General features: G+C 67.1%; 26 protein-coding genes and 1 other RNA gene. 13 read left to right on the top strand and 14 right to left on the bottom strand.

Features of this window, described 5'->3' with window-relative positions:
* Window positions 1–5 precede the first annotated feature (5 nt).
* The 3 genes from cpaB to BOQ54_RS16295 all read right to left on the bottom strand — a co-directional run bounded on the left by cpaB (window position 6) and on the right by BOQ54_RS16295 (window position 1,710).
* Window positions 6–800: a Flp pilus assembly protein CpaB gene (gene cpaB / locus BOQ54_RS16305; protein WP_071924293.1), complete on the bottom strand. Its 795-nt coding sequence runs from the start codon at window positions 798–800 to the stop codon at window positions 6–8.
* Window positions 801–922: 122 nt separating this feature from the next.
* On the bottom strand, window positions 923–1,432 hold the full coding sequence (locus BOQ54_RS16300) for an A24 family peptidase (RefSeq protein ID WP_055460159.1): 510 nt from the start codon (window positions 1,430–1,432) through the stop codon (window positions 923–925).
* Between the two features lie 101 nt (window positions 1,433–1,533).
* Window positions 1,534–1,710, bottom strand: a complete 177-nt coding sequence (locus BOQ54_RS16295) for a Flp family type IVb pilin (RefSeq protein WP_063189812.1) — start codon at window positions 1,708–1,710, stop codon at window positions 1,534–1,536.
* 543 nt (window positions 1,711–2,253) lie between these two features.
* On the opposite strand from BOQ54_RS16295, the gene BOQ54_RS16290 reads away from it, so the two are divergent.
* The 4 genes from BOQ54_RS16290 (at window position 2,254) to BOQ54_RS16275 (ending at window position 4,825) form a co-directional block, all read left to right on the top strand.
* The gene (locus BOQ54_RS16290; RefSeq protein WP_245280578.1) at window positions 2,254–2,724 is read left to right on the top strand and encodes a pilus assembly protein N-terminal domain-containing protein; all 471 of its coding nucleotides are present in this window, start codon (window positions 2,254–2,256) and stop codon (window positions 2,722–2,724) included.
* A 129-nt stretch (window positions 2,725–2,853) separates the two neighbouring features.
* On the top strand, window positions 2,854–3,456 hold the full coding sequence (locus tag BOQ54_RS16285; RefSeq protein ID WP_063189814.1) for a TadE/TadG family type IV pilus assembly protein: 603 nt from the start codon (window positions 2,854–2,856) through the stop codon (window positions 3,454–3,456).
* 4 nt (window positions 3,457–3,460) lie between these two features.
* Window positions 3,461–4,099 carry a TadE/TadG family type IV pilus assembly protein gene (locus BOQ54_RS16280; RefSeq protein ID WP_055460162.1) on the top strand — a complete coding sequence of 213 codons (639 nt, stop codon included), beginning with the start codon at window positions 3,461–3,463 and terminating at the stop codon, window positions 4,097–4,099.
* Window positions 4,100–4,186: 87 nt separating this feature from the next.
* On the top strand, window positions 4,187–4,825 hold the full coding sequence (locus BOQ54_RS16275) for an HAD family hydrolase (RefSeq protein WP_055460163.1): 639 nt from the start codon (window positions 4,187–4,189) through the stop codon (window positions 4,823–4,825).
* A 9-nt stretch (window positions 4,826–4,834) separates the two neighbouring features.
* Here the strand turns inward: BOQ54_RS16275 and BOQ54_RS16270 are convergent, their stop codons facing one another.
* The 7 genes from BOQ54_RS16270 to ffs all read right to left on the bottom strand — a co-directional run bounded on the left by BOQ54_RS16270 (window position 4,835) and on the right by ffs (window position 10,646).
* On the bottom strand, window positions 4,835–6,334 hold the full coding sequence (locus BOQ54_RS16270) for a phosphomannomutase/phosphoglucomutase (protein ID WP_063189818.1): 1,500 nt from the start codon (window positions 6,332–6,334) through the stop codon (window positions 4,835–4,837).
* A gap of 115 nt (window positions 6,335–6,449) precedes the next feature.
* Window positions 6,450–6,989 carry a retropepsin-like aspartic protease family protein gene (locus BOQ54_RS16265; RefSeq protein ID WP_055460165.1) on the bottom strand — a complete coding sequence of 180 codons (540 nt, stop codon included), beginning with the start codon at window positions 6,987–6,989 and terminating at the stop codon, window positions 6,450–6,452.
* Between the two features lie 82 nt (window positions 6,990–7,071).
* Complete coding sequence (recR, locus tag BOQ54_RS16260; RefSeq protein WP_055460166.1) at window positions 7,072–7,674, bottom strand: recombination mediator RecR; 603 nt, start codon at window positions 7,672–7,674, stop codon at window positions 7,072–7,074.
* A 5-nt stretch (window positions 7,675–7,679) separates the two neighbouring features.
* On the bottom strand, window positions 7,680–8,222 hold the full coding sequence (locus BOQ54_RS19860; RefSeq protein WP_141659697.1) for a hypothetical protein: 543 nt from the start codon (window positions 8,220–8,222) through the stop codon (window positions 7,680–7,682).
* 10 nt (window positions 8,223–8,232) lie between these two features.
* Window positions 8,233–8,556, bottom strand: a complete 324-nt coding sequence (locus BOQ54_RS16255; protein WP_055460167.1) for a YbaB/EbfC family nucleoid-associated protein — start codon at window positions 8,554–8,556, stop codon at window positions 8,233–8,235.
* 55 nt (window positions 8,557–8,611) lie between these two features.
* Window positions 8,612–10,450, bottom strand: a complete 1,839-nt coding sequence (locus tag BOQ54_RS16250) for a DNA polymerase III subunit gamma/tau (protein ID WP_145979789.1) — start codon at window positions 10,448–10,450, stop codon at window positions 8,612–8,614.
* Window positions 10,451–10,549: 99 nt separating this feature from the next.
* An RNA gene (gene ffs / locus BOQ54_RS16245) (signal recognition particle sRNA small type) lies at window positions 10,550–10,646 on the bottom strand.
* Between the two features lie 167 nt (window positions 10,647–10,813).
* Here ffs and BOQ54_RS16240 point away from each other — a divergent pair.
* Both BOQ54_RS16240 and nudC read left to right on the top strand, forming a co-directional pair.
* Window positions 10,814–11,239, top strand: a complete 426-nt coding sequence (locus BOQ54_RS16240) for an HIT domain-containing protein (RefSeq protein WP_071924292.1) — start codon at window positions 10,814–10,816, stop codon at window positions 11,237–11,239.
* 14 nt (window positions 11,240–11,253) lie between these two features.
* On the top strand, window positions 11,254–12,231 hold the full coding sequence (nudC, locus tag BOQ54_RS16235; protein ID WP_245280579.1) for an NAD(+) diphosphatase: 978 nt from the start codon (window positions 11,254–11,256) through the stop codon (window positions 12,229–12,231).
* A gap of 8 nt (window positions 12,232–12,239) precedes the next feature.
* On the opposite strand, the gene BOQ54_RS16230 is transcribed toward nudC, so the two are convergent.
* The 3 genes from BOQ54_RS16230 to BOQ54_RS16220 form a co-directional block, all read right to left on the bottom strand.
* Window positions 12,240–12,878: a GNAT family N-acetyltransferase gene (locus tag BOQ54_RS16230; protein ID WP_055460169.1), complete on the bottom strand. Its 639-nt coding sequence runs from the start codon at window positions 12,876–12,878 to the stop codon at window positions 12,240–12,242.
* 177 nt (window positions 12,879–13,055) lie between these two features.
* Window positions 13,056–13,913, bottom strand: a complete 858-nt coding sequence (locus BOQ54_RS16225) for a prephenate dehydratase (protein WP_055460170.1) — start codon at window positions 13,911–13,913, stop codon at window positions 13,056–13,058.
* A 25-nt stretch (window positions 13,914–13,938) separates the two neighbouring features.
* Window positions 13,939–14,676 (bottom strand): 3-deoxy-manno-octulosonate cytidylyltransferase, encoded by a 738-nt coding sequence (locus BOQ54_RS16220; RefSeq protein ID WP_055460171.1) that lies wholly within the window; start codon window positions 14,674–14,676, stop codon window positions 13,939–13,941.
* Window positions 14,677–14,955: 279 nt separating this feature from the next.
* Here BOQ54_RS16220 and BOQ54_RS16215 point away from each other — a divergent pair, with 279 nt between their 5' ends.
* The 7 genes from BOQ54_RS16215 to BOQ54_RS16185 all read left to right on the top strand — a co-directional run bounded on the left by BOQ54_RS16215 (window position 14,956) and on the right by BOQ54_RS16185 (window position 23,204).
* Complete coding sequence (locus BOQ54_RS16215) at window positions 14,956–15,510, top strand: c-type cytochrome (RefSeq protein ID WP_055460172.1); 555 nt, start codon at window positions 14,956–14,958, stop codon at window positions 15,508–15,510.
* A gap of 234 nt (window positions 15,511–15,744) precedes the next feature.
* A complete protein-coding gene (locus BOQ54_RS16210) occupies window positions 15,745–17,631 on the top strand; it encodes an extracellular solute-binding protein (protein ID WP_055460173.1) in 1,887 nt (628 codons plus the stop codon).
* Window positions 17,632–17,633: 2 nt separating this feature from the next.
* Window positions 17,634–18,032, top strand: coding sequence for a DUF4260 domain-containing protein (locus tag BOQ54_RS16205; RefSeq protein WP_245280580.1), 399 nt, complete (start codon window positions 17,634–17,636; stop codon window positions 18,030–18,032).
* On the top strand, window positions 18,033–19,106 hold the full coding sequence (locus BOQ54_RS16200) for a microcin C ABC transporter permease YejB (RefSeq protein WP_055460175.1): 1,074 nt from the start codon (window positions 18,033–18,035) through the stop codon (window positions 19,104–19,106).
* Window position 19,107: 1 nt separating this feature from the next.
* On the top strand, window positions 19,108–20,274 hold the full coding sequence (locus tag BOQ54_RS16195; RefSeq protein WP_055460176.1) for an ABC transporter permease: 1,167 nt from the start codon (window positions 19,108–19,110) through the stop codon (window positions 20,272–20,274).
* A 3-nt stretch (window positions 20,275–20,277) separates the two neighbouring features.
* Complete coding sequence (locus tag BOQ54_RS16190; RefSeq protein ID WP_055460177.1) at window positions 20,278–21,891, top strand: ABC transporter ATP-binding protein; 1,614 nt, start codon at window positions 20,278–20,280, stop codon at window positions 21,889–21,891.
* 86 nt (window positions 21,892–21,977) lie between these two features.
* Window positions 21,978–23,204 carry a phosphopentomutase gene (locus BOQ54_RS16185; RefSeq protein WP_071924291.1) on the top strand — a complete coding sequence of 409 codons (1,227 nt, stop codon included), beginning with the start codon at window positions 21,978–21,980 and terminating at the stop codon, window positions 23,202–23,204.
* A gap of 9 nt (window positions 23,205–23,213) precedes the next feature.
* On the opposite strand, the gene BOQ54_RS16180 is transcribed toward BOQ54_RS16185, so the two are convergent.
* Window positions 23,214–23,795, bottom strand: coding sequence for an NAD(P)H-dependent oxidoreductase (locus BOQ54_RS16180; RefSeq protein ID WP_071924290.1), 582 nt, complete (start codon window positions 23,793–23,795; stop codon window positions 23,214–23,216).
* Between the last annotated feature and the right edge of the window lie 160 nt (window positions 23,796–23,955).

The following is a 23,955-nucleotide window of genomic DNA, read 5'->3' as shown; positions in this document are numbered from 1 at the left end:
ATGGCTCAGCGTCTCGGGGTCTGCACCGGCACGCCGAAGCGCACGATGGTGAGCGGGCCATCGTCGCCGCGGGTGATCGCGCCGGTATCGTTGGCATCGGCGAGGGAGCGCAGGGCGAGCGAGATCTGCCCCACCTTCTGGGCGAGCGTCAGGATTTCCGCCTGGGCGGGATCGACCTCAAGCGTCGCCGTCTCGCCGGTGACGACCTTTTCCCCGTCCTTCTCCTGCACGGTCTGGCCGATGGCGAGCACGCGGATGTTGGTGAGGACGGTCTCGGCCACCGTCACGTCGACGCCCTGTTGCTTCGAGGCCTCCTCGTCGCGCCAGGTGCGGATGACGTCGACATGGTCGTTGGGCAGGATGAAGCCACCGGCGGAGGAGGCGCCGCGGTTGTCGATGCTGATGGCGATGGCGCGCTTGCCGGTGGGCAGGATGGCTGACATGAAGCCCGAGCCGTCGGCCTTGATCAGTCGCTCGTGTCGGACGGGCTCGCCCGCCAGGATGGCGGTGCGTGCGATCGCGCCGGAGATGTCCTCCATGGCGCCGGGGCTTGCCGCGCGGGTGATGGCGCCCTTTGGTACGCCATCCTCCGGCCAGGCCTGCCAGCGCAGGTCCGCCGCCTTGAGGCCGTTGCCCATGGGTACGTCGACGGCGGCGACGAGCACTTCTTCAATCTTCTGCGCCGGGGCGGTCGCGACGGGAGCCGGCGCGGGCGGCGGCTTGCGGCCTGCAGCGAGATAGGCTGCGGCCACGCCCGCGACGAGCGCGACGCCGAGGATGACGAGACGGGCTGGTTTCATGTCGATCAGAGACCCGGACGAGGGTCACTCCCCCATTGTCGCGAATCTGATCAGCCAATCGTCAAATTATGGTTAACAGAACGTATGTCCGACCGCTCGAATGGTGCGCGTGGGTGGATCCCTCAACGGGCTATGAGCGCTGCCTGCCAGATGTCCGTGTGCGGATAGACGAAAAGCGCGGCGCCGGCGAGGGCGACGCCATAGGGAATGCCGCGGTTGGCGGCATGCAGGCGCTGCGCCCAGCCCCAGCCGAGGGCGAAGGCCGGCAGCGGCGTTCTGCGCAGCTTCAGGAACACGAGGGTGAGAAGGCCGCCGAGGACTGAGGTGACGATGAGATAAGGCACCAGGTGGCCGAAGCCAAACCAGAGCGCGGTCGCCGCCGCGAGCTTGGCATCGCCCCCGCCGATCCAACCTGCAGCGAAGAGGGCGAAGGTGATCCCCAGAACGAGACCGCCCGCCACCAGATGCCAGCCGATCACCGGCAGCGGCAGGCTGGCGGCGAAGGCGACGAGGAAGAAACCGGCGACAAGCGCGAGGCTGACCTTGTTCGAGATCGTCATCGTCGCAATGTCGCTCGCGGCCGCGAAGGCCATGAGCGCAGGAAAGAGCGTAAGGATGGCGATGTCGATCATGGCTGCGACTCCAAGGGATGTTTGATCTGTATCCAGACATCCGGAGCTTCAAATAGGGATAACGGCCCCGCATAGGGCCGTTATCCTACAAAGCGCAAATTTTAATTTGCCGCCTTCTGCAATTCTCCGCTGACCTTGCCGAAGATGCTGCCGAGATCCGTTCCGAGCGTAGTAAGCGCGGTAATGATGGCAACGGCTACTAAAGCGGCAATCAGACCGTATTCGATGGCGGTGGCGCCGGACTCGTCGCTGACAAAACGGGAAAACAGCATCTTCATGGATGAACTCCTGCTATCACTGCTGCACTGTCCGCCGGTTGTTTTCGCTGCACCGCTCGGAACTGGCGTCGACGTTATCGCCTGCTTCTTTCGGCAAAGTTAAAGTGATCAGAGAAAGTGGCACATGCTGACGACTTGCGCAACATAGTTAAACGTAGGTTATTACAATTGTCGACAAATAGTAACTGTCCCGTCCGGAGGAGGGGCGGCGGGGATGCCCAATCTGGTCCTGCGCCGGGTTTGTCGAAGCTGTTCCGCATGTGAGCGTTTCGGCGGCGCTGGGTGCACCGCTCCCGTCATGGCCGGGCTCGTCCCGGCCATCCACGCCTTGATGTTGCGCGACTTCCGGGAGGTGGATGCCCGCGACAAGCCCGGGCATGACGGCTGGAGGCGGTCGCGCACTCCAGCGCCGTGCTGTTGCACTGTTTGCATCAATGGACATGGGGGCGAGGTGCGTTAGGCAAAGTTTCACCATTCTCCGGCAAGTTGTCGGCAATATTCGTGGGAAGGTGAGGGATTGGCGGCATGATGGGGCGCTGGAACATGAGCTTGGCCTATGGCCGGGCCGGACTTGCCGCGGTTGCCGTAGCGCTTGCCTGTCTTGCGGCCTCCTCGCCGGCACAAGCGCTGACGGCGGGCGAGACGGTCACGGTCACGGCCGACCAGGCGCGGCTCGTGCGCCTGCCGGCCGGCGCGCAGACGGTCGTCGTCGGGAATCCGGCCATCGCGGACGTGAACCTGCAGCGCAACGGCGTCCTCGTCGTCACCGGCAAGAGCTACGGCACCACCAATCTCATCGCGATCGACGCGGGCGGCAATGTCGTTGCCGAATCCCTGATCCAGGTGGAGGCGCCGGCGGCGACGGTCGTCACCGTCATGCGCGGCACCGGGCGGGAGTCGCTGTCGTGCACGCCGAATTGCCAGCCCATGCTGACGCTCGGCGACGACATGAGCTACTTCTCCGAGCGGACAGAACAGGCCAAGCAGCGCAACAAGCTCGCCACCGGCGAATAGTTGCCGTAACCATCGTTCCGGCTTTTGCTGGCGCTGCGGATTGCATGGCCATATCTTGCATCCCGTTGAAGGAAGGCACTGTCGGCCGGTGCGGGCGGCGGCGATGACGATGGGCAGGGGGAAAGCCAAATGGGCTCGACCAGGCAACGTTCCCGCCGTTTCATATCCCTGTTGCGGCTGTTCGGCCGCAATGACGAGGGCGCGACGGCGGTCGAATTCGCCATCGTCGTCATCCCCTTCATTGCCCTGATGTTCACGCTGATCGAGACAGCGCTCGTCTTCTTTACGGAACAGTCGCTCGAGACGGCGGTGCAGAATTCGGCGCGGCTCATCCTTACCGGCCAGGTGCAGGCCGGCGCCTACGGCGGCTCGATGGACGAAAAGCTGAAGAGATTCAAGGAGGACGTGTGCGCGCAGGGCCCCTTCGTGCTGGTCAGCGCGGAGGAGTGCCGCGCGCGCGCCGCCATCGACGTGCGCACCGTCGCCGGTTTTGCCGGGGCGGACACGTCGCTACCCATCAACGACCGGGGCGAGGTCGACACGCGCGACTTCACCTTCTCGCCGGGCCAGGCGGGCGACATCGTCGTGGTGCGCGTCGCGCTCGAGGTGCGGATCTTTGTGCCGCTGCTCAATCCCGGCCTCGGCAATCTCGCCAACGGCAACCGGCTGATCATGTCCTCGGCGGCCTTCCGCAACGAGCCATTTCCGCAGCCGCAGGCCTCGGGGGCATGAGTGCATGAGCGTTGCCGGCAAAATCTCCGCAGCCCCGACCCGTTTGACAGCGCGGTTCCGTGCCTTCAGGTGCGATCGGCGTGGCGTTGCCGCGGTCGAGTTCGCGCTCGTGCTGCCGCTCATGCTCATCATGTATCTCGGCATGGCCGTGACGACTATCGGCATCAGCATCGATCGTAAGCTGACCATCGCCTCGCGGGCGCTGGCCGATCTCACCGCCCAGCGCAGCCGCATCAGCGACAGCGAGAAGGACAACATTTTCGCGGCCGCGGCGGCGGTGATGGCGCCCTATTCTCCGGCCGCGGCGGAGCTTGCCCTCTTCAGCGTCTACATCGACAGCAAGGGGGCGGCGCGCGTGTGCTGGTCCGATGCCAACAAGGCCGGCATCGCGCCGGCGGCGGGGTCGGCCTACACCTTCCCCGCGTCGGCGGCGGATCTTGCCAGCAACGTCAGTTCTTCCGTCATCGTCGGCCAGGTGACCTACCCCTATTCCACCGGTCTTGCCGGCGTCTTCGAGATGCTGGGCCTGTTCGGCAATGTCTTCGACAACGGCGTCCTGCGCATGACGGAGACGACCTACATGCGCCCACGCTCGGTGGCGCAGGTCGCGCGCGACGGCCAGTCGACCTGCAAGGTGAGCTGAACGCGGACCCGCGCCGGCGACTTGTGCGCGCCGCCGCCGTGGCGCAGATTGCAGCCCGCGATTCAGCCTCAGGGAGCCAGCCGCACCATGATCGACCGTGAGGTCGCGACCAGGACGCGCATCACCACCGTCGTCTTCGACGTCGGCAACGTTCTGATTTCCTGGGATCCGCGCCACCTCTACCGCCGCATTTTCGACGGTGACGAGGAGCGGGTCGAGCGCTTCCTGGCGGAGGTCTGCACGCCGGAATGGAACCTGGAGCAGGATCGCGGCCGTTCCTTCGCCGAGGCAATTGCGGAACGCGTGGCGGCGTTCCCGCAGTGGCGGGCGGAGATCGAGGCCTATGACCGGCGCTGGGACGAGATGGTGCCGGGTGCCATCGAGGGCACGGTGCGCATCCTGGAGGCGTTGCGCGCCGCCGGTGTGCCGACCTATGCCATCACCAATTTCTCGGCCGAGAAGTTCGCCCTCGCGCGTGCGCGCTTTCCCTTCCTCGAGGGCTTCCTCGGCACCGTCGTCTCGGCGCAGGAGAAGCTGGTTAAGCCGGACGAGGCGATCTACCGCCTGTTCGTCGAGCGTTACGGCCTCACTGCCGCGGAGTGCCTCTTCATCGACGACAGCCCGGCCAATGTGGCGGCGGCCCGTGCCGTCGGCATGGCCGCGCACCATTTCACCGATCCTGTCCGCCTGGCGCAGGCCCTCAGGGCCGAGGGCCTGCCCGTGTGATACAGACGGTCAGATCGTCTGGTTGTACGTGCCGACTTCCGGGTTCTCGCGCAGCACCGTGTCGACGGCCTTGAACATCTCGCGCATGCGCGCTTCCGACACCGGGCTCTCGACGACGACGACGAGTTCCGGCTTGTTGGAGGAGGCGCGCACGAGACCCCAGGTGCCGTCCTCGGCGACGACGCGCACGCCGTTCACCGTGACGAGGTCCGCGATCTTCTGTCCGGCGACGGCCTCGCCCGCGTCCTTCATTGCGACAAAGCGCTTCACCACGCGCTCGACGACCTCGTACTTCACCTCGTCGGCGCAGTGGGGCGCCATGGTTGGCGAGCCCCAGGTCTTCGGCAGGTCGCGGTAGAGATCGGCCATCGACTTCGTCGGGTTGCGGTCCAGCATGTCGCAGACGGCGAGGGCCGTCAGGATGCCGTCGTCATAGCCGCGGCCGACCGGCTTGTTGAAGAAGAAGTGGCCCGACTTCTCGAAGCCAGCGAGCGCCGAAAGCTCGCTGACGCGGCGCTTGATGTAGCTGTGGCCGGTCTTCCAGTAATCCACCTTCACGCCATTCTTCTGCAGGGCGGGATCGGTGTTGAAGAGGCCGGTCGACTTCACGTCCACCACGAAGGTGGCACCGGGGTGGAGGTTCGACAGGTCGCGCGCGAGCATGACGCCGATCTTGTCGGCGAAGATCTCGTTGCCCTCGTTGTCGACGACGCCGCAGCGGTCGCCGTCGCCGTCGAAGCCGAGGCCGACGTCGGCGCCCGTCGCGCGCACCTTCTCCGCCATGGCATGAAGCATCTTCATGTCCTCGGGGTTGGGGTTGTAGCGCGGGAAGGTGTGGTCGAGCTCGGCATCGAGCGGGATCACCTCGCAGCCGATCGCCTCCAGCACCTTCGGCGCGAAGGCGCCGGCCGTGCCATTGCCGCACGCGGCGACGACCTTGATCTTGCGCGTCAGCTTCGGCCGGTCGGTGAGGTCGGCGATGTAGCGGGCGGGGAAGTTCTCGACGAATTCATAGGCGCCGCCGCCGGTGAGGTCGAAGCTTGCCGACAGCACGATGTCCTTGAGCCGGCCCATCTCCTCGGGGCCGAAAGTGACGGGGCGGCGCGCGCCCATCTTCACGCCCGTCCAGCCGTTGTCGTTGTGCGAGGCGGTGACCATGGCGACCGCTGGCACGTCGAGGTCGAACTGTGCGAAATAGGCCATCGGCGACAGAGCGAGGCCGATGTCCTTCACCCGGACGCCGGCGGCCATGAGGCCGGAGACGAGGGCATATTTGATGGCCGAGGAATAGCCGCGGAAGTCGTGCCCGGTCACGATCTCGGGCTTGACCCCCATCTCCTTGATGAGCGTGCCGAGGCCCATGCCCAGCGCCTGCACGCCCATGAGGTTGATTTCCTTCTGGAACAGCCAGCGGGCGTCATATTCGCGAAAGCCGGTCGGCTTCACCATCGGCAGCGATTCGTAGTCGTAGGTGTTCGGCGTCAGGGCCGGCAGAGGCTTCGGAAACATGGAGTTGGCTTCGTCCTTCTGATGGGCACTCGGGATAACGGGCTATGGCTCGGCTCCAAGCCTCGCCGCCAATGGCGGCGGAAGCTGGACCGAGGGGATCAACGTCGCTTTTGCCTCAAGGTTTCAACACCATCGTGTCGGCAGTGGTCTCGAAGCCGCCGAGGCGGGAGAGGAACGACATGCCGAGGAGCCCGCCGGTGGCGAGCGCCTCGCGCTTGAGGATGACGGCATCCACGTCGCGCACGACGATGCTTCCGAGCCGCACCTCGCGCAAGATGCTGCGAGCGCCCAGCGTCACACCGTTGGCGGTGTTCAGCCGGTGCCTGTAGTCGCTCGGGAAGGGGCGCATGCCGACGCGCGCCGCATCGTCCTCGTTGAGGACGACAAGGCTCGCGCCTGTGTCGACCAGCATACGCACAGCGACGCCGTTGATGTGCGCCGCGGCCACGAAATGACCGTTGCGGTCCTTGGTCAGGTGTTCGCTCGTGCCGCTCGCCGGCGATGGGGCAGGGATGTCGACGGCTGAGGCGGCCGCCTCCGTGTCGGCGGGTCCGCCCGGCCCCGAGAGGCGTCCGGCAAGATCGGCCGTGACGAACAGGGCGAGCGCGACCACGACGAGCGCCGCCGCCGTGGTTTTCACGATGAACCCCGTCATGCAGCCCTTCCTCGCGCGCGGCGACGTCCGGCGCCATCATGCGGGGCAAGCATGAACGGCGCGTGAACTGCCGGCGTGGACATCAGAACGACGTGCGCTGGCGGATGGCGGCCGAGAGCGTGCCCTCGTCGAGATAGTCGAGCTCGCCGCCGACAGGCACGCCATGGGCGAGGCGCGTGATCTTCACCGGCAGCTGCGAGAGGAGGTCGGTGATGTAATGGGCTGTCGTCTGGCCGTCGACGGTGGCGTTGAGGGCGAGGATGACTTCCTTGACCTCCGGCGCAGCGGCGCGCGCAACGAGCCCCTCGAGGTTCAGATCCTCCGGCCGCACGCCGTCGAGCGCCGAGAGCACGCCGCCGAGAACATGGTAGCGCGCGTTCATGACGGCCGCGCGCTCCAGCGCCCACAGGTCGGACACGTCCTCGACCACGATGAGGACGGAGGGGTCGCGCCGCGCATCGGCGCAGATGGCGCAGGGGTCGCTGGTGTCGACATTGCCGCAGCTGGAGCAGACGACGACGCGCTCGGCGGCGATGCGCACAGCCTCGGCGAGCGGCGCGAGCAATTGCTCGCGCTTCTTGATGAGATGCAGCGCCGCCCGCCGGGCCGAGCGGGGGCCGAGCCCGGGCAGGCGGGCGAGAAGTTGGATGAGACGCTCGATCTCGGGTCCGACGGGTGAGGGCATTATTCTTACTGCAATTTTGTTTTCAGTTCCGCCCCTGCGAGTGAATGGCGGACAATCTGAAGTATAGCTTCTTGCGCGGCGCCTTTAAGCTCGTTCACCTTTTCGGCGGCGGCTGCTTCTTCCATCTTTCCGCTTGTAGCATCCAGTCCTGCCTGTCGCAGTACCTGGTCAAGGGAAATCTGTATATTCTTTGCCGTCTGAATCCTGTAAAACATCTCGTACAAAAAATATCGAACTTCTTCCCGTAATTTCTCGTCCGTTACAAAAATCATATGCTCCATATTTCTATTAAAAATCTGTATAGTTGTTTCTATTATGTCGATAATCTTGTACGATATAAATCCATTGATCTTATAAATATTGTCAAGCTCAATAGCCATGTCATGGACATATGATATTGTATATTTACAAAGCGTTCTCACGCTTAGGTCACGCTCACGTTGCTGTCTGGTGAACTGCCAACGCAAAGACCAATAGGCACCCGCAAGCGTAAATACGCCCGCCACGATACCTCCGAGAATTGCAGCAAGGCTCTGTTCTAGGAACACGAAATACCCCTCAGAACGGCAGCTTCATCCCGGGCGGCAGCGGCAGGCCCTTGGTCAGTTCGGCCATGCGCTCCTGGGCGAGGCGTTCGCCCTTCTGGCGCGCGTCGTTGCTGGCGGCGACGAGGAGGTCTTCGAGGATCTCCTTCTCGTCGGCGTTCATCAGGCTCGGGTCGATGCTGACGGCGCGGACTTCGCCCTTGGCGGTCATACGGATGGAGACCACGCCGCCGCCAGCCGTGCCCTCGACCTCGAGGTTGCCGAGCTCGGCCTGCATGTCGGCCATCTTCTGCTGCATGGCCTGCGCCTGCTTCATCAGGCCCATCAGGTCCTTCATGGTCGTGGCTCCCGCTCAAGCGATCAGAACATCGGGCGACCGGACGCCGGTCCGATCAGAAGTCATCGTCGATATAGAGCTCTTCGTCCGCCGGGGCGAGCCCTTCCCCCACCGGCTGCGCCGGAGCTTCCTCGGCCGTGATGTTGCGCACGTCGACGATCGCGGCGCCGGGAAAGCGCTGCATCACCGCCTGGACGAGCGGGTGGCCGGCGACGCCGCTGAGGCGCTCGGCAGCTTCCGCTTCCGCCTTCTCGTGCAGGGTCGGGGTGTCGGATTCGCGGGCGATGGAGACGACCCAGCGCCGACCCGTCCACTCCTGCAGGCGGCGCGAGAGGTCGCCGGCGAGCGTCTTGCTCGCCCCGTCGACGAGCGCAAATTCCACGTGCCCGTCCTCGAAATGGGCGAGGCGCACGTCGCGCTCCAGCGCGCGCTTCAGCCCGATGTCACGCCTTTCGCCGGCGAGCGCCACGAGGTCCTCGAAGCGGGCGAGCCGCATCTGCGGCACGGCGGGCTCCATGGCCGGGGCCGCGGCGGGCGCCCGGGCGAGGGCAGGGCCGCTCGCGGCCAGCATCGGGCGCGGGCTTTCGGTGCCGCTCATCGTCGCGCCGCCACCGGCGGGCCCGGCACCGCCGCTGCCCGCGGGCGCGGAGGCATTGCCCTCGCGCAGGAGGCGCAGCGCCTCATCCGGCGTCGGCAGGTCGGCGGCATAGGCGAGGCGCACCAGCACCATCTCGGCGGCCGCGATGGGTCGGGGCGCCGCCTGCACCTCCGCGATGCCCTTTACCAGCATCTGCCAGGTGCGCGAGAGGATGCGCACCGAGAGCCGCGCCGCAAAGTCGGTGCCGCGCGTGCGCTCGACGTCCGTTATGGCGGCATCCTCACCCGCGGCCGGCACGAGCTTGAGGCGGGTGACGAAATGGGTGAAGCCGGCCAGGTCGGTGAGAATGACGGCGGGATCGGCACCGGCGTCATACTGGCTCTTCAACTCGCCGAGCGCGGCCGGCAGGTCGCCGCGCATCACATGCTCGAACAGGTCGATGATGCGGCCGCGGTCGGCGAGGCCCAGCATGGCGCGGACCTCCTCGACGCCGACGCGGCCCGCCCCGTGGGCGATGGCCTGGTCGAGCAACGAAAGCGAATCGCGCACCGAGCCCTCGGCGGCACGGGCCACCATGGCGAGGGCTTCCGGCTCGGCCTCCACCGCCTCGGCAGCGCAGATCCGCGTCAGATGCGCGACGAGCGTGCCCGCCTCGACGCGGCGCAGGTCGAAGCGCTGGCAGCGCGAGAGGATGGTGACGGGGACCTTGCGGATCTCCGTCGTCGCGAAGACGAACTTGGCGTGCGGCGGCGGCTCCTCCAGCGTCTTCAGGAAGGCGTTGAATGCCTTCTCCGAGAGCATGTGAACCTCGTCGATGATGTAGACCTTGTAGCGGGCCGAGACGGGGGCGTAGCGGATGCCGTCGATGATCTGACGCACATCGTCGATACCGGTGTGCGAGGCGGCGTCCATCTCCATCACGTCGACATGGCGCGATTCCATGATGGCTTCGCAGTGCACGCCGAGCTCGGGCATGTGGACGGTGGGGCCGGTGACGCCGGGGCGCTCGTAGTTGAGGGCGCGGGCGAGGATGCGCGCGGTCGTCGTCTTGCCGACGCCGCGCACGCCGGTCAGCATCCAGGCCTGCGGGATGCGGCCGGTCTCGAAGGCGTTGGAGAGCGTGCGCACCATCGCCTCCTGCCCGATGAGATCGGGGAAGGCGCGGGGCCGGTACTTGCGGGCAAGGACCCGGTAGGCGCCGGACTTCGGCGCGGGGGCCGGCTGCGGCAGGCCCGGCAGGGCAGGCGCATCGTCCGGTGCGCCGCTTTCGTCCGTCACGGTGTCGAAATCCGTCATCGGCCCCTTCACGCTGCGGCTCACGGGAAGCGTGGCCGCAACCACGTGTCCGACGCCGTGGGCGACGTCCCGAGAGCGAGGCCAGATCCCGGTCTGATAGGTGGGAGGCTGAACGAAGACCCGCCCGTGCTCGTTAGGGCTGCTTCCTTCCGGACCTGACCCGGTTGGCGAGTGGAACGTCCAACGCCAACCTCCCGCCCCCTATATCGGGGATCGTGGCCGCTTGTGCAAGCTTCAAGCGGGAGCCGCTCCACAGCGCGGGCGCGCGAATGCGCGCCCGCCCACTTTCGTCGTTGGCCGATCGCCTCGGCAGGCCTATAGATTGGGCAATTGCCGGACCGACCGGATGCGGACCTCCCCGACATGCCAGACAGCGCCACCGATGCCTTCCAGCTCGATGCACGCCTTGAGGCGGACACGCGCGCCATTGGCGAGCTTGGGCTGTCGCGTCTCCTCCTGATGAACGACAGCCGCTTTCCTTGGCTCATCCTCGTGCCGCGCCGGGCGCAGGCGCGCGAACTCGTCGATCTGTCGGAAGCGGACCACGCGGCGCTGAGCGCCGAGATTAGGCAGGTGTCGCAGGCGCTGCGCGATCTCGTGCCGACGGACAAGCTCAACGTGGCGGCGCTGGGCAACATGGTGCCGCAGCTGCATGTCCACGTGATCGCGCGTACGAGGGGCGATGCCGCCTGGCCGGGCCCGGTCTGGGGCGCCGGCCGTGCCGAGCCTTATGATGTCGCCGCGGCCGAGCGCCTCATGGCGGGACTGCGCGCCCGGCTTGGCCTATGACAGGAATGGAATGTATGGCCCGCAACATGTCCGACAACACGGCCTTACCGGCCGGCGAGATCTTTCCTGAACGGTCGGCGCGGATCGGCTTCTCCCGCAACCGTCTCGTCCGCCACTCCGAGCGGCGCGAGAAGGCGAGCGACATTGCAGCGATGATGGCGCTGCCCGAGGCGCGCTCCTTCGTCATCGCCGGAGACGTCCCGATCCTCAGGCGCGATGGCGAGGCCTTCACGCCCCGCTTCACCATGGCCGAGGCCGGGGCGCTCGCCCCGGTCGCCGAGACGGCCCTGCTCGGCACGCTCGACGGTACGCCGTTGTTCGCGACGCTGATCGCAACCGGCGAGGTGGAGCGGCTCAAGGAGACCGGCCTGTTCGCCATCGACCTGCGCTCCATCGCCGTGCAGGGTCTGTTGCCGCAGGACGAACTCGGCCCGCTCGGCGAAGGCAAGGCCCTGATGGATTGGCACCGCCGGCACGGCTTCTGCGCCAATTGCGGAGCGCGGACGGCGAGCGCCAGCGGCGGCTGGCGGCGGGATTGCGCCGCCTGCGGGGCCCAGCACTTTCCGCGCACCGACCCGGTCGTCATCATGCTGGCGGTTCGTGGAGACCGTTGTCTGCTCGGCCGGCAGGCGCGCTTCGCGCCCGGCATGTATTCCTGCCTCGCCGGCTTCGTGGAGCCGGGCGAGACGGTGGAGGACGCCGTGCGCCGCGAGACCATGGAGGAGGCAGGCATCCGCACCGGGAGGGTGCGCTACCTCGCCTCGCAACCCTGGCCGTTTCCGTCGTCGTTGATGGTCGGCTGCCTCGCCGAGGCCCTCGACGAGGATCTCGTGGTGGATGCGATCGAACTGGAGCACGCGCGCTGGTTCACGCGGGCGGAGGTCGGTGCCATGCTGCGCGGCGAGCACCCGGACGGGTTCACCGCCCCGCTGCCCTTCGCCATCGCGCACCACATCCTCAAGGCCTTCGTCGAGGAGGGCGAGAGCTTCTGAGCCGCCGATCAGCCGCCTGGCCGCAGTCGGGCGAGCGCATCGGCGGCGACGATGTCGGATGCCGCAAGGCCCGGTGCCGCCCGGCCGGCGCGGGAGAGTGCGACCGGCTCCTCGTGCCAGACGGCGAGATCGTTGAGATCGGGCCAGATGACCGCTATTTCCTCGAGCATCGTCTCGCCGGCGCAGGTGCTGCGCGTGCCGGCGACGGTGCCGCCCAGCGCGCGGGCGAAGGCCACCGCCGCCACGTTGTCGCGCGGAATCCAAAGGCCGGCGCTGGCATGACCAGAGGCCATGAGCGCATGGGCGAGGCCGCCCATCAGGCGTCCGCCGATGCCGCGGAACTGGAGCCGTCGGGCGACATAGGGGGGCGCGATCTCGGCTGCGGTGCCGAGGCTGCCGTCAGTCGCGGGACCCGCGGCGGCGAAGCCTACAATTGCGCCGGCCCGCTCGGCGACGAGCGCGGCGCGGCCGCTGCCGTCGCTGTCGAGCCCGACGAAGCGGATGCTGCGCTCGCCGACCGGCACGGTCTGGGTCGCGAGCACATAGTCGGACAGGATGCCGCGGTAGGTCTCCCGCCAAACGTCGATGACGAGACGACCGATGGCCTCGATGTCGGCCGGTGTGGCACGTCTGATGATGATCGACATGGCGCGGCTCCCTGATCTAGCGATTGGCGTGCAGCCTCGACCAGGAGAACGGCCACAAAAGGGCGACACTGGTACGACAACACGACTTTCGCTGAGCCGGCTGACGGGGCCAGCTTCATCTTGTTGCGGTACCATATCACGTTGCGGCAGGCCGCGCAGCACCGCGGCCCGCGGCTTCTACTCGGCCGCCTCGCGAATATTCTCGCGATAGGGATGGGCGGGGAAGACACCGAGAATGTTGAGCTCGCGCGAGAAGAAGCCGAGTTCCTCCAGTGCCAGCTTGAGCGACCTGTCATCCGGGTGGCCTTCGACCTCCGCATAGAACTGGGTGGCGAAGAAATGTCCCTCGATCATGTAGCTCTCGAGCTTCGTCATGTTGATGCCGTTGGTGGCGAAGCCGCCGAGCGCCTTGTAAAGCGCCGCCGGCACGTTGCGCACGCGGAAGACGAAGCTGGTGACAGCCTTTCCGTTGCCGGCTTCCGTCCACTGCGCCGTGCGCGACAGGATGACGAAACGGGTGGTGTTGTGGGCCTCGTCCTCGACGTCCTCCATGAGCGTGTCGAGGCCGTAGATCTCGCCGGCGAGCCGCGTGGCGAGCGAGGCCGAGGCGGGATCGTTCCATTCCGCGACCATGCGGGCCGATCCTGCCGTATCAGCCGCGACCACGGCCTTCAGACCGAGCTTGCGGATGATCTTGCGGCACTGGCCGAGCCCGTGCACGTGGCTGTAGACCGTCTTGATCGTGGCGAGCGTTGCTCCCTTCGGCGCGAGCAACTGGAAGTGGATGGGCAAGAAATATTCGCCGACGATGTGAAGGCCGGAGGTCGGCAGGAGGTGGTGGATGTCGGCGACGCGCCCGGCAATCGAGTTGTCGATCGGGATCATGCCGAGCTCCGCTCGCCCCTCCTGCACCGCGGCAAAGGCGTCCTCGAAGGTCGCGCAGGGCAGGGGTTCCCAGTCGGGATAGACGTCCTTGCAGGCAATGTGCGAATTGGCGCCGGGCTCGCCCTGATAGGCGATGATCTTCTTGGCCATTGGGGAAGTCCTCGCGGATAAAAGGTCAGCGGCGCGGCGCGAGCATGGCGCGGGCGCGTTCGAGATCGTGCGGCGTGTCGACGCCGAGTGGCACGTCGTCCACGACGACGATGTCGATGCGCATTCCGGCTTCGATCGCCCGCAGCTGCTCGAGCCGCTCGCGGCGCTCCAGCGGCGAGGGTGGCAGGGCGACAAAGCGCGCGAGCGCGGCACGGCGATAGGTATAGAGGCCGATGTGATGCAGCAGCGGCCCTTCGCCGTAGGGTGCGGTGGCGCGGGTGAAGTAGAGCGCGCGCAGGTGCCTTGGCGCGATCTCGCTGCCGATGGCCTTGACCACACTCGGTTCCGTCCGCTCCTCCTCGCGGGTGATGACCGCGGCAAGCGTCGCGATGTCGACGGCGGGGTCGGCGAGGGGGCGCGCCGAGGCCACGATGACGCGCGGATCGATGGTTGGCAGGTCACCCTGCACGTTGACAACGATGTCGTGCCGGCCATCGGGGTCGAGGCGCTCGAGAGCCTCGTAAATCCGGTCCGAGCCCGACTGGTGGTCCGAGCGCGTCATCACCGCGCGTCCGCCGGCTTTCGTGACGGCCTCGGCGATCGCGGGCGTGTCGGTTGCCACGGCGACCGGGCCGATGCCCGCTTCCTCGGCCCGCCGCAAGACGTGCACGATCATCGGCTCCCCGTGGATGTCCGCGAGGGGCTTATCCGGCAGGCGTGTCGCGGCGAGGCGGGCGGGGATGAGGACGATGGGATCGGGCATGTCGGCGTTTCGCTGGTCGTTCTCGTTGCGGCCGCCGGATATCCGCGGGGAGCGGCCGGTGCGCCGGGCGCTTATAGCAGGCGCTGCGCCGTCCGTCCTCCCCGACGCGCGGTGGACAATTGCGCGCGCGAGGGCGGTGCGACGACATAACCGCACGCGCCTTATTGCCAAGCGCCCGCCAAAGCGGGTAATCATCCGCCGCCGCAGGGGGCTCGCCCCGTGCGGCGCCTTGCCTTTGCCGACACCTCGTCCGTAGCGACGGACCGGAGCTGCCGACCGATGGATTCCTTCGAGCTCAACAAGATCGCGGGCGCCGTGCTGGGCACCCTTCTGTTTGTCATGGGCCTCAATATCGTGGCGGGTATCGTCTTTGCCCCGCACCGGCCCGCAGTGCCCGGCTACGACCTGCCTTCGGCCGAGGAAGCGACCGCGGGTGGCGGCGAGGCCACACCCCAGACGCCGACGGTGCCGCTGCCCGAACTCCTGGCGAAGGCCGACCCGGCCCGCGGTGAGAAGGCGGTTGCCAAGTGCAAGGCCTGCCACACCTTCGAGAAGGGTGGCCCCAACAAGGTCGGCCCGCACCTGTGGGACGTCGTTGACCGGCAGATCGCGGAAGTGTCGGACTTCAGCTACTCTGCCACACTCAAGGAACACGGCGCCAACGGCGAGAAGTGGACCTTTGAGCACCTCAACGAGTTCATCGCCAACCCGCGCGGCTATATGAAGGGCACGATCATGGCCTTCGCCGGCGTTGCCAAGCCGGAAGAGCGGGCGGATATCCTCGCCTACCTGCGCACCCTCTCCGACAATCCGGCGCCCCTGCCGGCAGAGTGAGAGGGATATCCGGGACAGTTGAAACGGCCGGGCCATTAGCCCGGCCGAATCGTTTCTGGACGCCGCGCCGGCGCTTCTCCCGCCACACAATTTCGACAACCGGGGTTCCGCTGACCCTGCCGGCCGTCTTAGTGTGCCGATCATCGCGCCCGTCAAAAGCAGGGGCGCGCAGGAGGCTGGCCGCCTGGTCCGTTGATCGGCGCACCCGGCTTCGTGACGTAGGAGACGAGACACGTGAACGGACCGCTGTTCGACCCGACGCGCTTTTCTTTCACCCGGCGCGCCCTGCTCGCGGCGGGCGGCGCGACGGCCGCCGGACTGTTCATGCCGCGCATGGGGCTGGCCGACGAGGCCGAGGTGCACGGCCTGTCCGCCTTCGGCGACCTCGCCTATCCGCCGGACTTCAAGCACTTCAGCTACGTTAACCCAAACGCGCCGAAGGGTGGCACGCTCTCGCTGCAGATCAAGCAGGCGGGCGGCAACCAGAATTTCGACACCTTCAACACCCTCAACATCTTCGTGCTGCGCGGCGACGGCGCGGCGGGGATGGACCTGACCTACGACACGCTGATGGCCGGCTCGGGTGACGAGCCCGATGCACTCTACGGCCTCGTGGCGCGTGCCGTGCGCATCTCGCCGGATGAACTGACCTACCGCTTCGTGCTGCGGCCTGAAGCGCGCTTTCACGACGGCTCGCGTATCACGGCCGAGGACGTCGCCTTCTCGCTCGATACCCTCAAGACCAAGGGGCATCCGAACTACCGCGCCATTCTCACGGAGGTCGTCGGCGCGGAGGTGGAGCGCGAGGATGTCGTTGCCATCCGCCTGTCGCCGCAGCGCAGCCGCGACCTGCACCTCGTCGTGGCGAGCCTGCCCGTCTTTTCCAGGGCCTACTGGAACGGGCGCGACTTCGAGGCGACGACGCTCGAGGCGCCGCTCGGCTCCGGTCCCTACCGGGTCGGGCGCTTCGAGGTTGGCCGCTTCATAGAGTTCGAGCGGGTGGAGGACTATTGGGCGCGCGATCTGCCGGTGAATGTCGGCGGCAACAATTTCGGCCGCATCCGCTACGAGTATTTCCGCGACCGGCAGGTGGCCTTCGAGGCCTTCAAGTCCGGCGCCTTCAATTACCATGAGGAATATACGGCCCGCATCTGGGCGACGGGATACGACTTCCCCGCCGTGCGTGAAGGCCGTGTCAAGCGCGAGGAGATCCCGACGCGCTCGGCCGTGCCGACGCAGGGCTGGTACTTCAACACGCGCCGCGCCCAGTTCCGCGACCCGCGCGTGCGCGAGGCGATCGGCCTCGCCTTCGATTTCGAATGGACGAACAAGAACATCATGTATTCGGCCTACAAGCGGCTGACCTCCTTCTTCGAGGCCTCGGAGATGAAGGCGACGGGCATGCCATCGCCGGAGGAACTGGCGCTCCTCGAGCCGTTCCGGACCGATCTACCGGAGGAGGTCTTCGGCGAGCCCTACGTGCCGCCGGTGTCCGACGGCTCCGGCAGCGACCGCGCCCTGCTGCGGCGGGCGGATGAGCTCCTGCGCGATGCGGGCTGCAAGCGCGAGGGGCGGCGGCTTCTCTTGCCGGATGGGCAGCCCTTCACCATCGAATTCCTCGACTTCCAGCCGACGCTGCAGCCGCACACCCAGCCCTTCCAGGAGAACCTGCAGCGGCTCGGCATCGAGGCGCGCTCGCGCATCGTCGATGCGGCCCAGTACCGGCGACGCATGGACGAATTCGACTTCGACATGGCGAGCATGGCACTGACCGGTAGCCTGACGCCCGGCGACAGCATGCGCGTCGTCTACGGCTCGGAGGCGGCGAAGACGCCAGGTTCGCGGAACGTCGCCGGCATCGCGAACCCTGCCATCGACGCGCTCATCGAGCGCATCGGCCGGGCCAAGACGCGCGCGGAGCTCACCATCGCCTGCCGGGCGCTGGACCGTGTCCTCAGGGCCGGCCGCTACTGGGTGCCGATGTGGTACAAGGACCAGACACTCGTCGCCTACTGGGATGTCTTCTCGCGGCCGGACAAGACGCCGAAATACGGCTCGGGCGCGCCGGGCACGTGGTGGTACGACACTGCGAAGGCAAAGCGGATCGGCGTCGAGCGATGAATATGTCGGACGAATTTAGAGGCGTTGCCGGCTTGCCGCGAACGATCCTGAAGATCGAAGCGCTGCTGACCTGGGGGGCTGCGACATTCGCGTTCTCCCTCACCGGGGCTCCCTGGTGGCTCTATGCGGCGCTCTTCTTCGTGCCGGACGTCAGTTTCCTTGGCTATCTGGCCGGTGCGCGGATCGGGGCAATCGCCTACAATGCTCTTCACTCGCATATCGCGCCCGTTCTGCTCGCCGCGGTCGGGTTTGCGCTGGGGGCACAGGAGGTGCTTGCGGTGGCTGCGATCTGGGTCGCCCACATCGGTTTCGACAGGACGCTCGGCTACGGGCTGAAATACGCAAGCGGCTTTTGCGATACACATCTCGGCCCGGTCGGCAGAAAGGCGGTGGCGTCGTAAATGCTGGCCTACGCGCTGCGACGCATTCTCCTCATGGTGCCGACGCTGTTCGGCATCATGCTCGTCTCCTTCGTCATCGTGCAGTTCGCACCGGGCGGCCCGGTGGAGCGGGTGCTCGCACAGATCCAGGGCACCGACGCCGGCGCCACGGCCCGCTTCGCAGGCGGCGGCGCGGGGGATGCCGGCCAGTCGCGCTATCGCGGCGCGCAGGGGCTCGACCCGGCCTTCATCAAGGAGCTCGAGCGGCAGTTCGGCTTCGACAAGCCGGCGCCCGAGCGCTTCGCCAAGATGATGGTGGACTACGCCACCTTCGACTTCGGCCGCAGCTACTTCCGCGACATCGCCGTCGTCGACCTTATCGCCGAAAAGCTGCCCGTGTCGATCTCGCTCGGGCTGTGGATGATGCTGATCTCCTATGCCATTTCGATTCCGCTCGGCATCGCCAAGGCGGTGCGCGACGGCGAGCGCTTCGACACCTGGACCTCGGCCGTCGTCGTCGTCGGCTATGCCATCCCGAGCTTTCTCTTCGCCATCCTGCTCATCGTGCTCTTTGCCGGTGGCTCCTTCTGGCAGCTCTTCCCGCTCAGGGGGCTGACCTCGGACAACTGGCGCGACTTGTCGCTCATGGCCAAGGTCGGCGACTATCTGTGGCACATCGCGCTGCCAGTGCTGGCGCTCACGCTCGGCGCCTTCGCGACGACGACGCTGCTGACCAAGAACTCCTTTCTCGAGGAGATCCGCAAGCACTACGTGCTGACGGCGCGGATGAAGGGCCTGTCGGAGCGGCAAGTGCTCTACGGGCACGTCTTCCGCAACGCCATGCTGATCGTGGTCTCGGGCTTTCCGGGCGCTTTCATCGGTGCCTTCTTCACCGGCTCGCTGCTGATCGAGACCATCTTCTCGCTCGACGGACTGGGGCTCCTGTCCTTCGAGGCCATCGTCAACCGCGACTATCCCGTCGTCTTCGCCAATCTTTACATCTTTGCCCTCATCGGCCTTCTCGTGAATCTCCTCTCCGACCTCACCTACATGTGGATCGATCCGCGCATCGATTTCGAGACGCGCGAGGTGTGACGTGGCCGAGACCTCGACCCTCACGAAGCCCGAGAAGACGGCCAAGCTCGCCCCGCCGCTGCCGCGCCGAGGGGTTTTGCGCCTGTCGCCGATCAACGCCCGTCGTCTCGCCAATTTCCGGGCGAACCGGCGCGGCCACTGGTCGTTCTGGATCTTTCTGGCGCTCTTCGTTCTCAGCCTTTTCGCCGAGTTCATCGCCAATGACCGGCCGATTCTCGTCTCCTACAAGGGCGAGTTCCTGATGCCGGTGCTCATCGACTATCCGGAGGAGAAGTTCGGCGGCTTCCTCGCCGTCACCGACTACCGCGACCCTGCCATCGCCTCAGAGATTGCCGAGAACGGCTGGTCCCTGTGGCCGCCGATCCGCTTCTCCTACAACACGCACAACCGCAACCTGCCGGTGCCGGCGCCCTCGCCGCCGACGTGGCTGCTCAGCGACGCCGAGTGCCGCCCCTCCGCCGAGCGTGTCGGCGGCAGCACCTGCGCCGACATCGAATGGAATTGGCTCGGCACCGACGACCAGGGTCGCGACGTCGTGGCGCGGCTCATCTACGGCTTCCGCATCTCCGTCCTCTTCGGCCTGACCCTGACTGTCGTCTCCTCGCTGATCGGCGTCGCGGCGGGCGCGGTGCAGGGTTATTTCGGCGGCTGGATCGACCTCCTCTTCCAGCGGCTGATCGAAATCTGGACGGCGATCCCGGCGCTCTATCTCCTCATCATCATCTCGGCCGTCATCACGCCGGGCTTCTTCGTGCTGCTCGGCATCCTGCTGCTGTTCTCGTGGGTGGCGCTCGTCGGCGTGGTGCGGGCCGAATTCTTGCGTGCGCGCAATTTCGAATATGTGCGCGCCGCCCGGGCACTCGGCCTGCCGAACGGGACCATCATGCTGCGCCACCTCCTGCCGAATGCCATGGTGGCGACGCTGACCTTCCTGCCCTTCATCCTCAACGGCTCGATCACGACACTGACGTCGCTCGACTTCCTCGGCTTCGGCCTGCCGCCGGGCTCGCCGTCACTCGGGGAACTGCTGGCGCAGGGCAAGAACCACCTCGAGGCGCCGTGGCTCGGCCTCACCGGCTTCTTCGTCATCGCCATCATGCTGTCGCTGCTGATCTTCGTCGGCGAAGCGGTGCGCGATGCCTTCGACCCGCGAAAGACCTTCGGTTGAGCCATGACTGCCCCCCTCCTCTCCGTCCAGGACCTGTCCGTCGCCTTCCGCCAGGCGGAGCAGGAGACGCTTGCCGTCGACCGCGTGTCCTTCGACGTCGCGCCGGGCGAGACGGTGGCCATCGTCGGGGAATCCGGCTCGGGCAAGACGGTGACGGCCCTGTCGGTGCTGAAGCTGCTGCCCTATCCGGCCGCGCGTCATCCGTCCGGGCAGGTGCTGTTCAAGGGGCGGGACCTCATCGCGGCGAGCGAGGCGGAGATGCGGGCCGTGCGCGGCAATGACATCACCATGGTCTTCCAGGAGCCGATGACCTCGCTCAATCCGCTCCACACCATCGAGCGGCAGATCGGCGAGATCCTCAGGCTGCACCGCGGCATGAGCGGGCAAGCCGCCCGCGCCCGCACGCTCGAGCTGCTCGAGCTCGTCGGCATCGCGTCGGCCGGCGAGCGGCTCGAAGCCTATCCGCACCAGCTCTCGGGCGGCCAGCGCCAGCGCGTCATGATCGCCATGGCGCTCGCCAACGAGCCGGACCTGCTCATCGCCGACGAGCCGACGACGGCGCTCGATGTCACGGTGCAGGCGCAGATCCTCGCCCTGCTCGCCGAACTCAAGGCACGGCTCGGCATGGCGCTGCTCTTCATCACCCATGATCTCGGCATCGTGCGCCGTATCGCCGACCGGGTCTGCGTGATGACGGAGGGGCGTATCGTCGAGACCGGCCCGGTGGAAGCGGTCTTCACGCGGCCGCAGCACGCCTATACGCGCAAGTTGCTCGCAGCCGAGCCGAAGGGCGAGCCGCGGCCGGTGGCCAAGACGGCGCCCGTCGTCGTCGAGGCCGGGCCGCTCAGGGTGTGGTTTCCCATCAAGAAAGGGCTGCTCAGGCGAACGGTCGGCCACGTCAAGGCGGTCGACGGCATCTCGCTGTCCATCCGCGCCGGCGAGACGCTCGGCGTCGTCGGCGAATCGGGCTCCGGCAAGACGACGCTCGGGCTTGCGCTCCTCAGGCTCATCGCCAGCCAGGGGCCCGTGGTCTTCCTCGGCCGGAACATCGACGGCCTCAGGCAGAAGGAGATTCGACCGCTGCGCAAGGACCTGCAGGTGGTCTTCCAGGATCCCTACGGGTCGCTGAGCCCGCGTCTGTCCGTCGCCGAGATCGTGGGTGAGGGGCTCGACGTGCAGAAGCCGGGCCTGTCCTACGATGAGCGGCGCGAGATCGTTGCCCGTGCGCTCGCCGATGTCGGGCTCGACCCGGTGGCGATGGACCGCTACCCGCACGAGTTCTCCGGCGGCCAGCGCCAGCGCATCGCCATCGCGCGCACCATGGCGCTCGACCCGAAGTTCGTCGTGCTCGACGAGCCGACCTCGGCGCTCGACATGTCGGTGCAGGCGCAGATCGTCGATCTGCTGCGCAAGCTGCAGGCCGAGCGGGACCTCGCCTACATGTTCATCTCGCACGACCTCAAGGTGGTGCGGGCGCTCGCCAATGCGCTCATCGTGATGAAGGACGGTGTCGTCGTGGAAGAGGGGCCGGCGGAGACGATCTTCGCGGCTCCGAAGCACGAATACACGCGCAGGCTCTTCGCCGCGGCCTTCGCGCGAGCCGCAGAGGCGACCTGAAACAATCTGCAAAGTTAAATGACTTCGCAGGCTGCCGGGCGCACCTTACAACCGGCCTCCCACACATTCCTCTGAGACCCGACGCCATGCCACGCGCCCTGCTTATCGTGCTCGATTCGGTCGGCGCCGGCGGCGCCCCCGATGCCGCGGCCTTCGGCGACGAGGGGGCCAACACGCTCGGCCATATCGCCGCGGCCTGTGCCTCGGGCGAGGCGGACAGGCAGGGCCTGCGCCGGGGGCCGCTCGCGATCCCCAACCTCGCCCGCCTCGGGCTCTCGCAGGCCTGCGAATTGTCGACCGGGCGCCCGCTCGCCGGCGTGGCGCGGCCGGACGAGCCGGCGGGGCAGTGGGGCGTCGCGCGCGAGACCTCCATCGGCAAGGACACTCCCTCCGGCCACTGGGAGATCGCGGGGCGGCCGGTACCCTTCGCCTGGGGCTACTTCCCGAACACGCGCCCCGCCTTCCCGCCGGAGCTCGTGGCGAAGATCGTCGCGGCGGCGAAGCTGCCCGGTATCCTCGGCGACAGGCATGCTTCCGGCACCGCCATCATCGAGGAGCTCGGCGCCGAGCACGTAGCGAGCGGCAAGCCGATCCTCTACACCTCCGTCGATTCCGTGCTGCAGATCGCCGCGCATGAGGAGACCTTCGGCCTCGAGCGGCTCTACGAGCTGTGCCGCATCGTCCGCCCCTTGGTCGACCCGCTCAGGATCGGCCGCGTCATCGCTCGGCCGTTCGTCGGCACGCCGGACGGTGGCTTCACCCGCACTGGCAACCGCAAGGATTTTGCCATTCCCCCGCCGGAAGGAACAATTCTCGACCGGCTCGACGATGCCGGCCGCGCCGTCGTCACGGTGGGCAAGATCGGCGACATCTTTGCCCATCGGCACACGGGGCGGGAGATCAAGCCGCACGGCAACGACGCCGTGCTGACGGCGACCCTCGAAGCCTTCCGCACGCTGCCGGACGGTGGCCTCGTATTCTCCAATCTCGTCGATTTCGACACCGAGTACGGCCACCGCCGGGATGTGGCCGGCTATGCTGCCGCCATCGAGGCCTTCGACCGGCGCGTGCCGGAGATCGAGGCCCTGCTCGGACCTGCGGATATTGCCGTCGTCACCGCCGATCACGGCAACGACCCGACCTGGCGCGGCACCGATCATACCCGCGAGCAGGTGCCGGTGCTTGCCTTCGGTCCGGCCGTCGCGCCGGGGTCGATCGGCCTCAGGACAACCTTCGCCGATATCGGCGAGACGCTCGCCGCCCATCTCGGCTTGCCAGGTTCGGGGCCTGGCAGGCCGTGGTCCTTCATCTGATATCTGCCGCTAGCGGCCGTCGCGCCCGAGGCTCGCCATGCGCGCGAGCCAGAGCCGGCGCTTCTCCTCGTTGGCCGTGCCGACGCCGCCGAACAGGCTGCGGCGGATCGGCCCCAGGCCGACGAAGGAAAGGATGTTGCGCTCGAGGCCGCGCAGGCCGTGGGCACCGTACCACCAGCGGTAGACGAAGGCCGGCATGCCCATCGTCACGACGATGCGGACGGAACGGCCGGTGAGCAGCTTCTCGGGCACCCCGCCGTCGTTGTAGCGAAAGGCGGTGCCGGGGCGCAGCACCTGCTCGAGGAAAGCCTTGGCAAGGGCCGGCAATGTCCCGAGCCAGAGGGGGAAGACGAGGACGACGTGGTCCGCCCAGGCGAGTGCCTCGCCCGCCTCAGCAAGGCCTTCCGGCATCAGCCCGAGCTCGAAATCGTTCTGCGTGCGCAGGAACGGCACGTCGAGCCGGGCGATATCGACCTCCTTCACGCTATGGCCGCCGGCGCGGGCGCCTTCCGCATAGGCGGCCGCCAGGGCGCGGCACAGGCGGGCGGGATCATTGTCGGGGTGGCCCTGGAGAATGGTGATCTTACGCATGCACTCATCCCATCGAGAACAGGCGCTATGTTCGGCGCAGGCGACGCCGTTTGGTTTGATGCAGGTCACACGCGCACCATTTGCGCTGCGAGTTGACGCCATCGCCGCGGTGCAGCAAGCTCCCTCCGGTCGAGACCCTTCGAGCCCTCCAGCCTTTTCG

Source organism: Chelatococcus daeguensis (assembly GCF_001887265.1).
Classification (GTDB): domain Bacteria; phylum Pseudomonadota; class Alphaproteobacteria; order Rhizobiales; family Beijerinckiaceae; genus Chelatococcus_A; species Chelatococcus_A sambhunathii.
Note: the sequence above shows the minus strand (reverse complement) of the source record. Positions and strands in the feature narration are given on the sequence as shown.

What these genes read in the sequence shown, in the direction of transcription:
- BOQ54_RS16290 (WP_245280578.1), top strand. Translation starts at nt 2,254, where the DNA reads ATGAGCTTGGCCTATGGCCGGGCCGGACTTGCCGCGGTTGCCGTAGCG.
- BOQ54_RS16205 (WP_245280580.1), top strand. Translation starts at nt 17,634, where the DNA reads ATGTCGGACGAATTTAGAGGCGTTGCCGGCTTGCCGCGAACGATCCTG.
- BOQ54_RS16220 (WP_055460171.1), bottom strand. Translation starts at nt 14,676, where the DNA reads ATGCCCGATCCCATCGTCCTCATCCCCGCCCGCCTCGCCGCGACACGC.
- BOQ54_RS16225 (WP_055460170.1), bottom strand. Translation starts at nt 13,913, where the DNA reads ATGGCCAAGAAGATCATCGCCTATCAGGGCGAGCCCGGCGCCAATTCG.
- BOQ54_RS16250 (WP_145979789.1), bottom strand. Translation starts at nt 10,450, where the DNA reads ATGACGGATTTCGACACCGTGACGGACGAAAGCGGCGCACCGGACGAT.
- BOQ54_RS16295 (WP_063189812.1), bottom strand. Translation starts at nt 1,710, where the DNA reads ATGAAGATGCTGTTTTCCCGTTTTGTCAGCGACGAGTCCGGCGCCACC.
- cpaB (WP_071924293.1), bottom strand. Translation starts at nt 800, where the DNA reads ATGAAACCAGCCCGTCTCGTCATCCTCGGCGTCGCGCTCGTCGCGGGC.
- BOQ54_RS16185 (WP_071924291.1), top strand. Translation starts at nt 21,978, where the DNA reads ATGCCACGCGCCCTGCTTATCGTGCTCGATTCGGTCGGCGCCGGCGGC.
- BOQ54_RS16270 (WP_063189818.1), bottom strand. Translation starts at nt 6,334, where the DNA reads ATGTTTCCGAAGCCTCTGCCGGCCCTGACGCCGAACACCTACGACTAC.
- BOQ54_RS16190 (WP_055460177.1), top strand. Translation starts at nt 20,278, where the DNA reads ATGACTGCCCCCCTCCTCTCCGTCCAGGACCTGTCCGTCGCCTTCCGC.
- BOQ54_RS16230 (WP_055460169.1), bottom strand. Translation starts at nt 12,878, where the DNA reads ATGTCGATCATCATCAGACGTGCCACACCGGCCGACATCGAGGCCATC.
- BOQ54_RS16275 (WP_055460163.1), top strand. Translation starts at nt 4,187, where the DNA reads ATGATCGACCGTGAGGTCGCGACCAGGACGCGCATCACCACCGTCGTC.
- BOQ54_RS16200 (WP_055460175.1), top strand. Translation starts at nt 18,033, where the DNA reads ATGCTGGCCTACGCGCTGCGACGCATTCTCCTCATGGTGCCGACGCTG.
- nudC (WP_245280579.1), top strand. Translation starts at nt 11,254, where the DNA reads ATGGCCCGCAACATGTCCGACAACACGGCCTTACCGGCCGGCGAGATC.
- BOQ54_RS16215 (WP_055460172.1), top strand. Translation starts at nt 14,956, where the DNA reads ATGGATTCCTTCGAGCTCAACAAGATCGCGGGCGCCGTGCTGGGCACC.
- BOQ54_RS16280 (WP_055460162.1), top strand. Translation starts at nt 3,461, where the DNA reads ATGAGCGTTGCCGGCAAAATCTCCGCAGCCCCGACCCGTTTGACAGCG.
- BOQ54_RS16265 (WP_055460165.1), bottom strand. Translation starts at nt 6,989, where the DNA reads ATGACGGGGTTCATCGTGAAAACCACGGCGGCGGCGCTCGTCGTGGTC.
- BOQ54_RS16285 (WP_063189814.1), top strand. Translation starts at nt 2,854, where the DNA reads ATGGGCTCGACCAGGCAACGTTCCCGCCGTTTCATATCCCTGTTGCGG.
- BOQ54_RS16300 (WP_055460159.1), bottom strand. Translation starts at nt 1,432, where the DNA reads ATGATCGACATCGCCATCCTTACGCTCTTTCCTGCGCTCATGGCCTTC.
- BOQ54_RS16180 (WP_071924290.1), bottom strand. Translation starts at nt 23,795, where the DNA reads ATGCGTAAGATCACCATTCTCCAGGGCCACCCCGACAATGATCCCGCC.
- BOQ54_RS16255 (WP_055460167.1), bottom strand. Translation starts at nt 8,556, where the DNA reads ATGAAGGACCTGATGGGCCTGATGAAGCAGGCGCAGGCCATGCAGCAG.
- recR (WP_055460166.1), bottom strand. Translation starts at nt 7,674, where the DNA reads ATGCCCTCACCCGTCGGACCCGAGATCGAGCGTCTCATCCAACTTCTC.
- BOQ54_RS16240 (WP_071924292.1), top strand. Translation starts at nt 10,814, where the DNA reads ATGCCAGACAGCGCCACCGATGCCTTCCAGCTCGATGCACGCCTTGAG.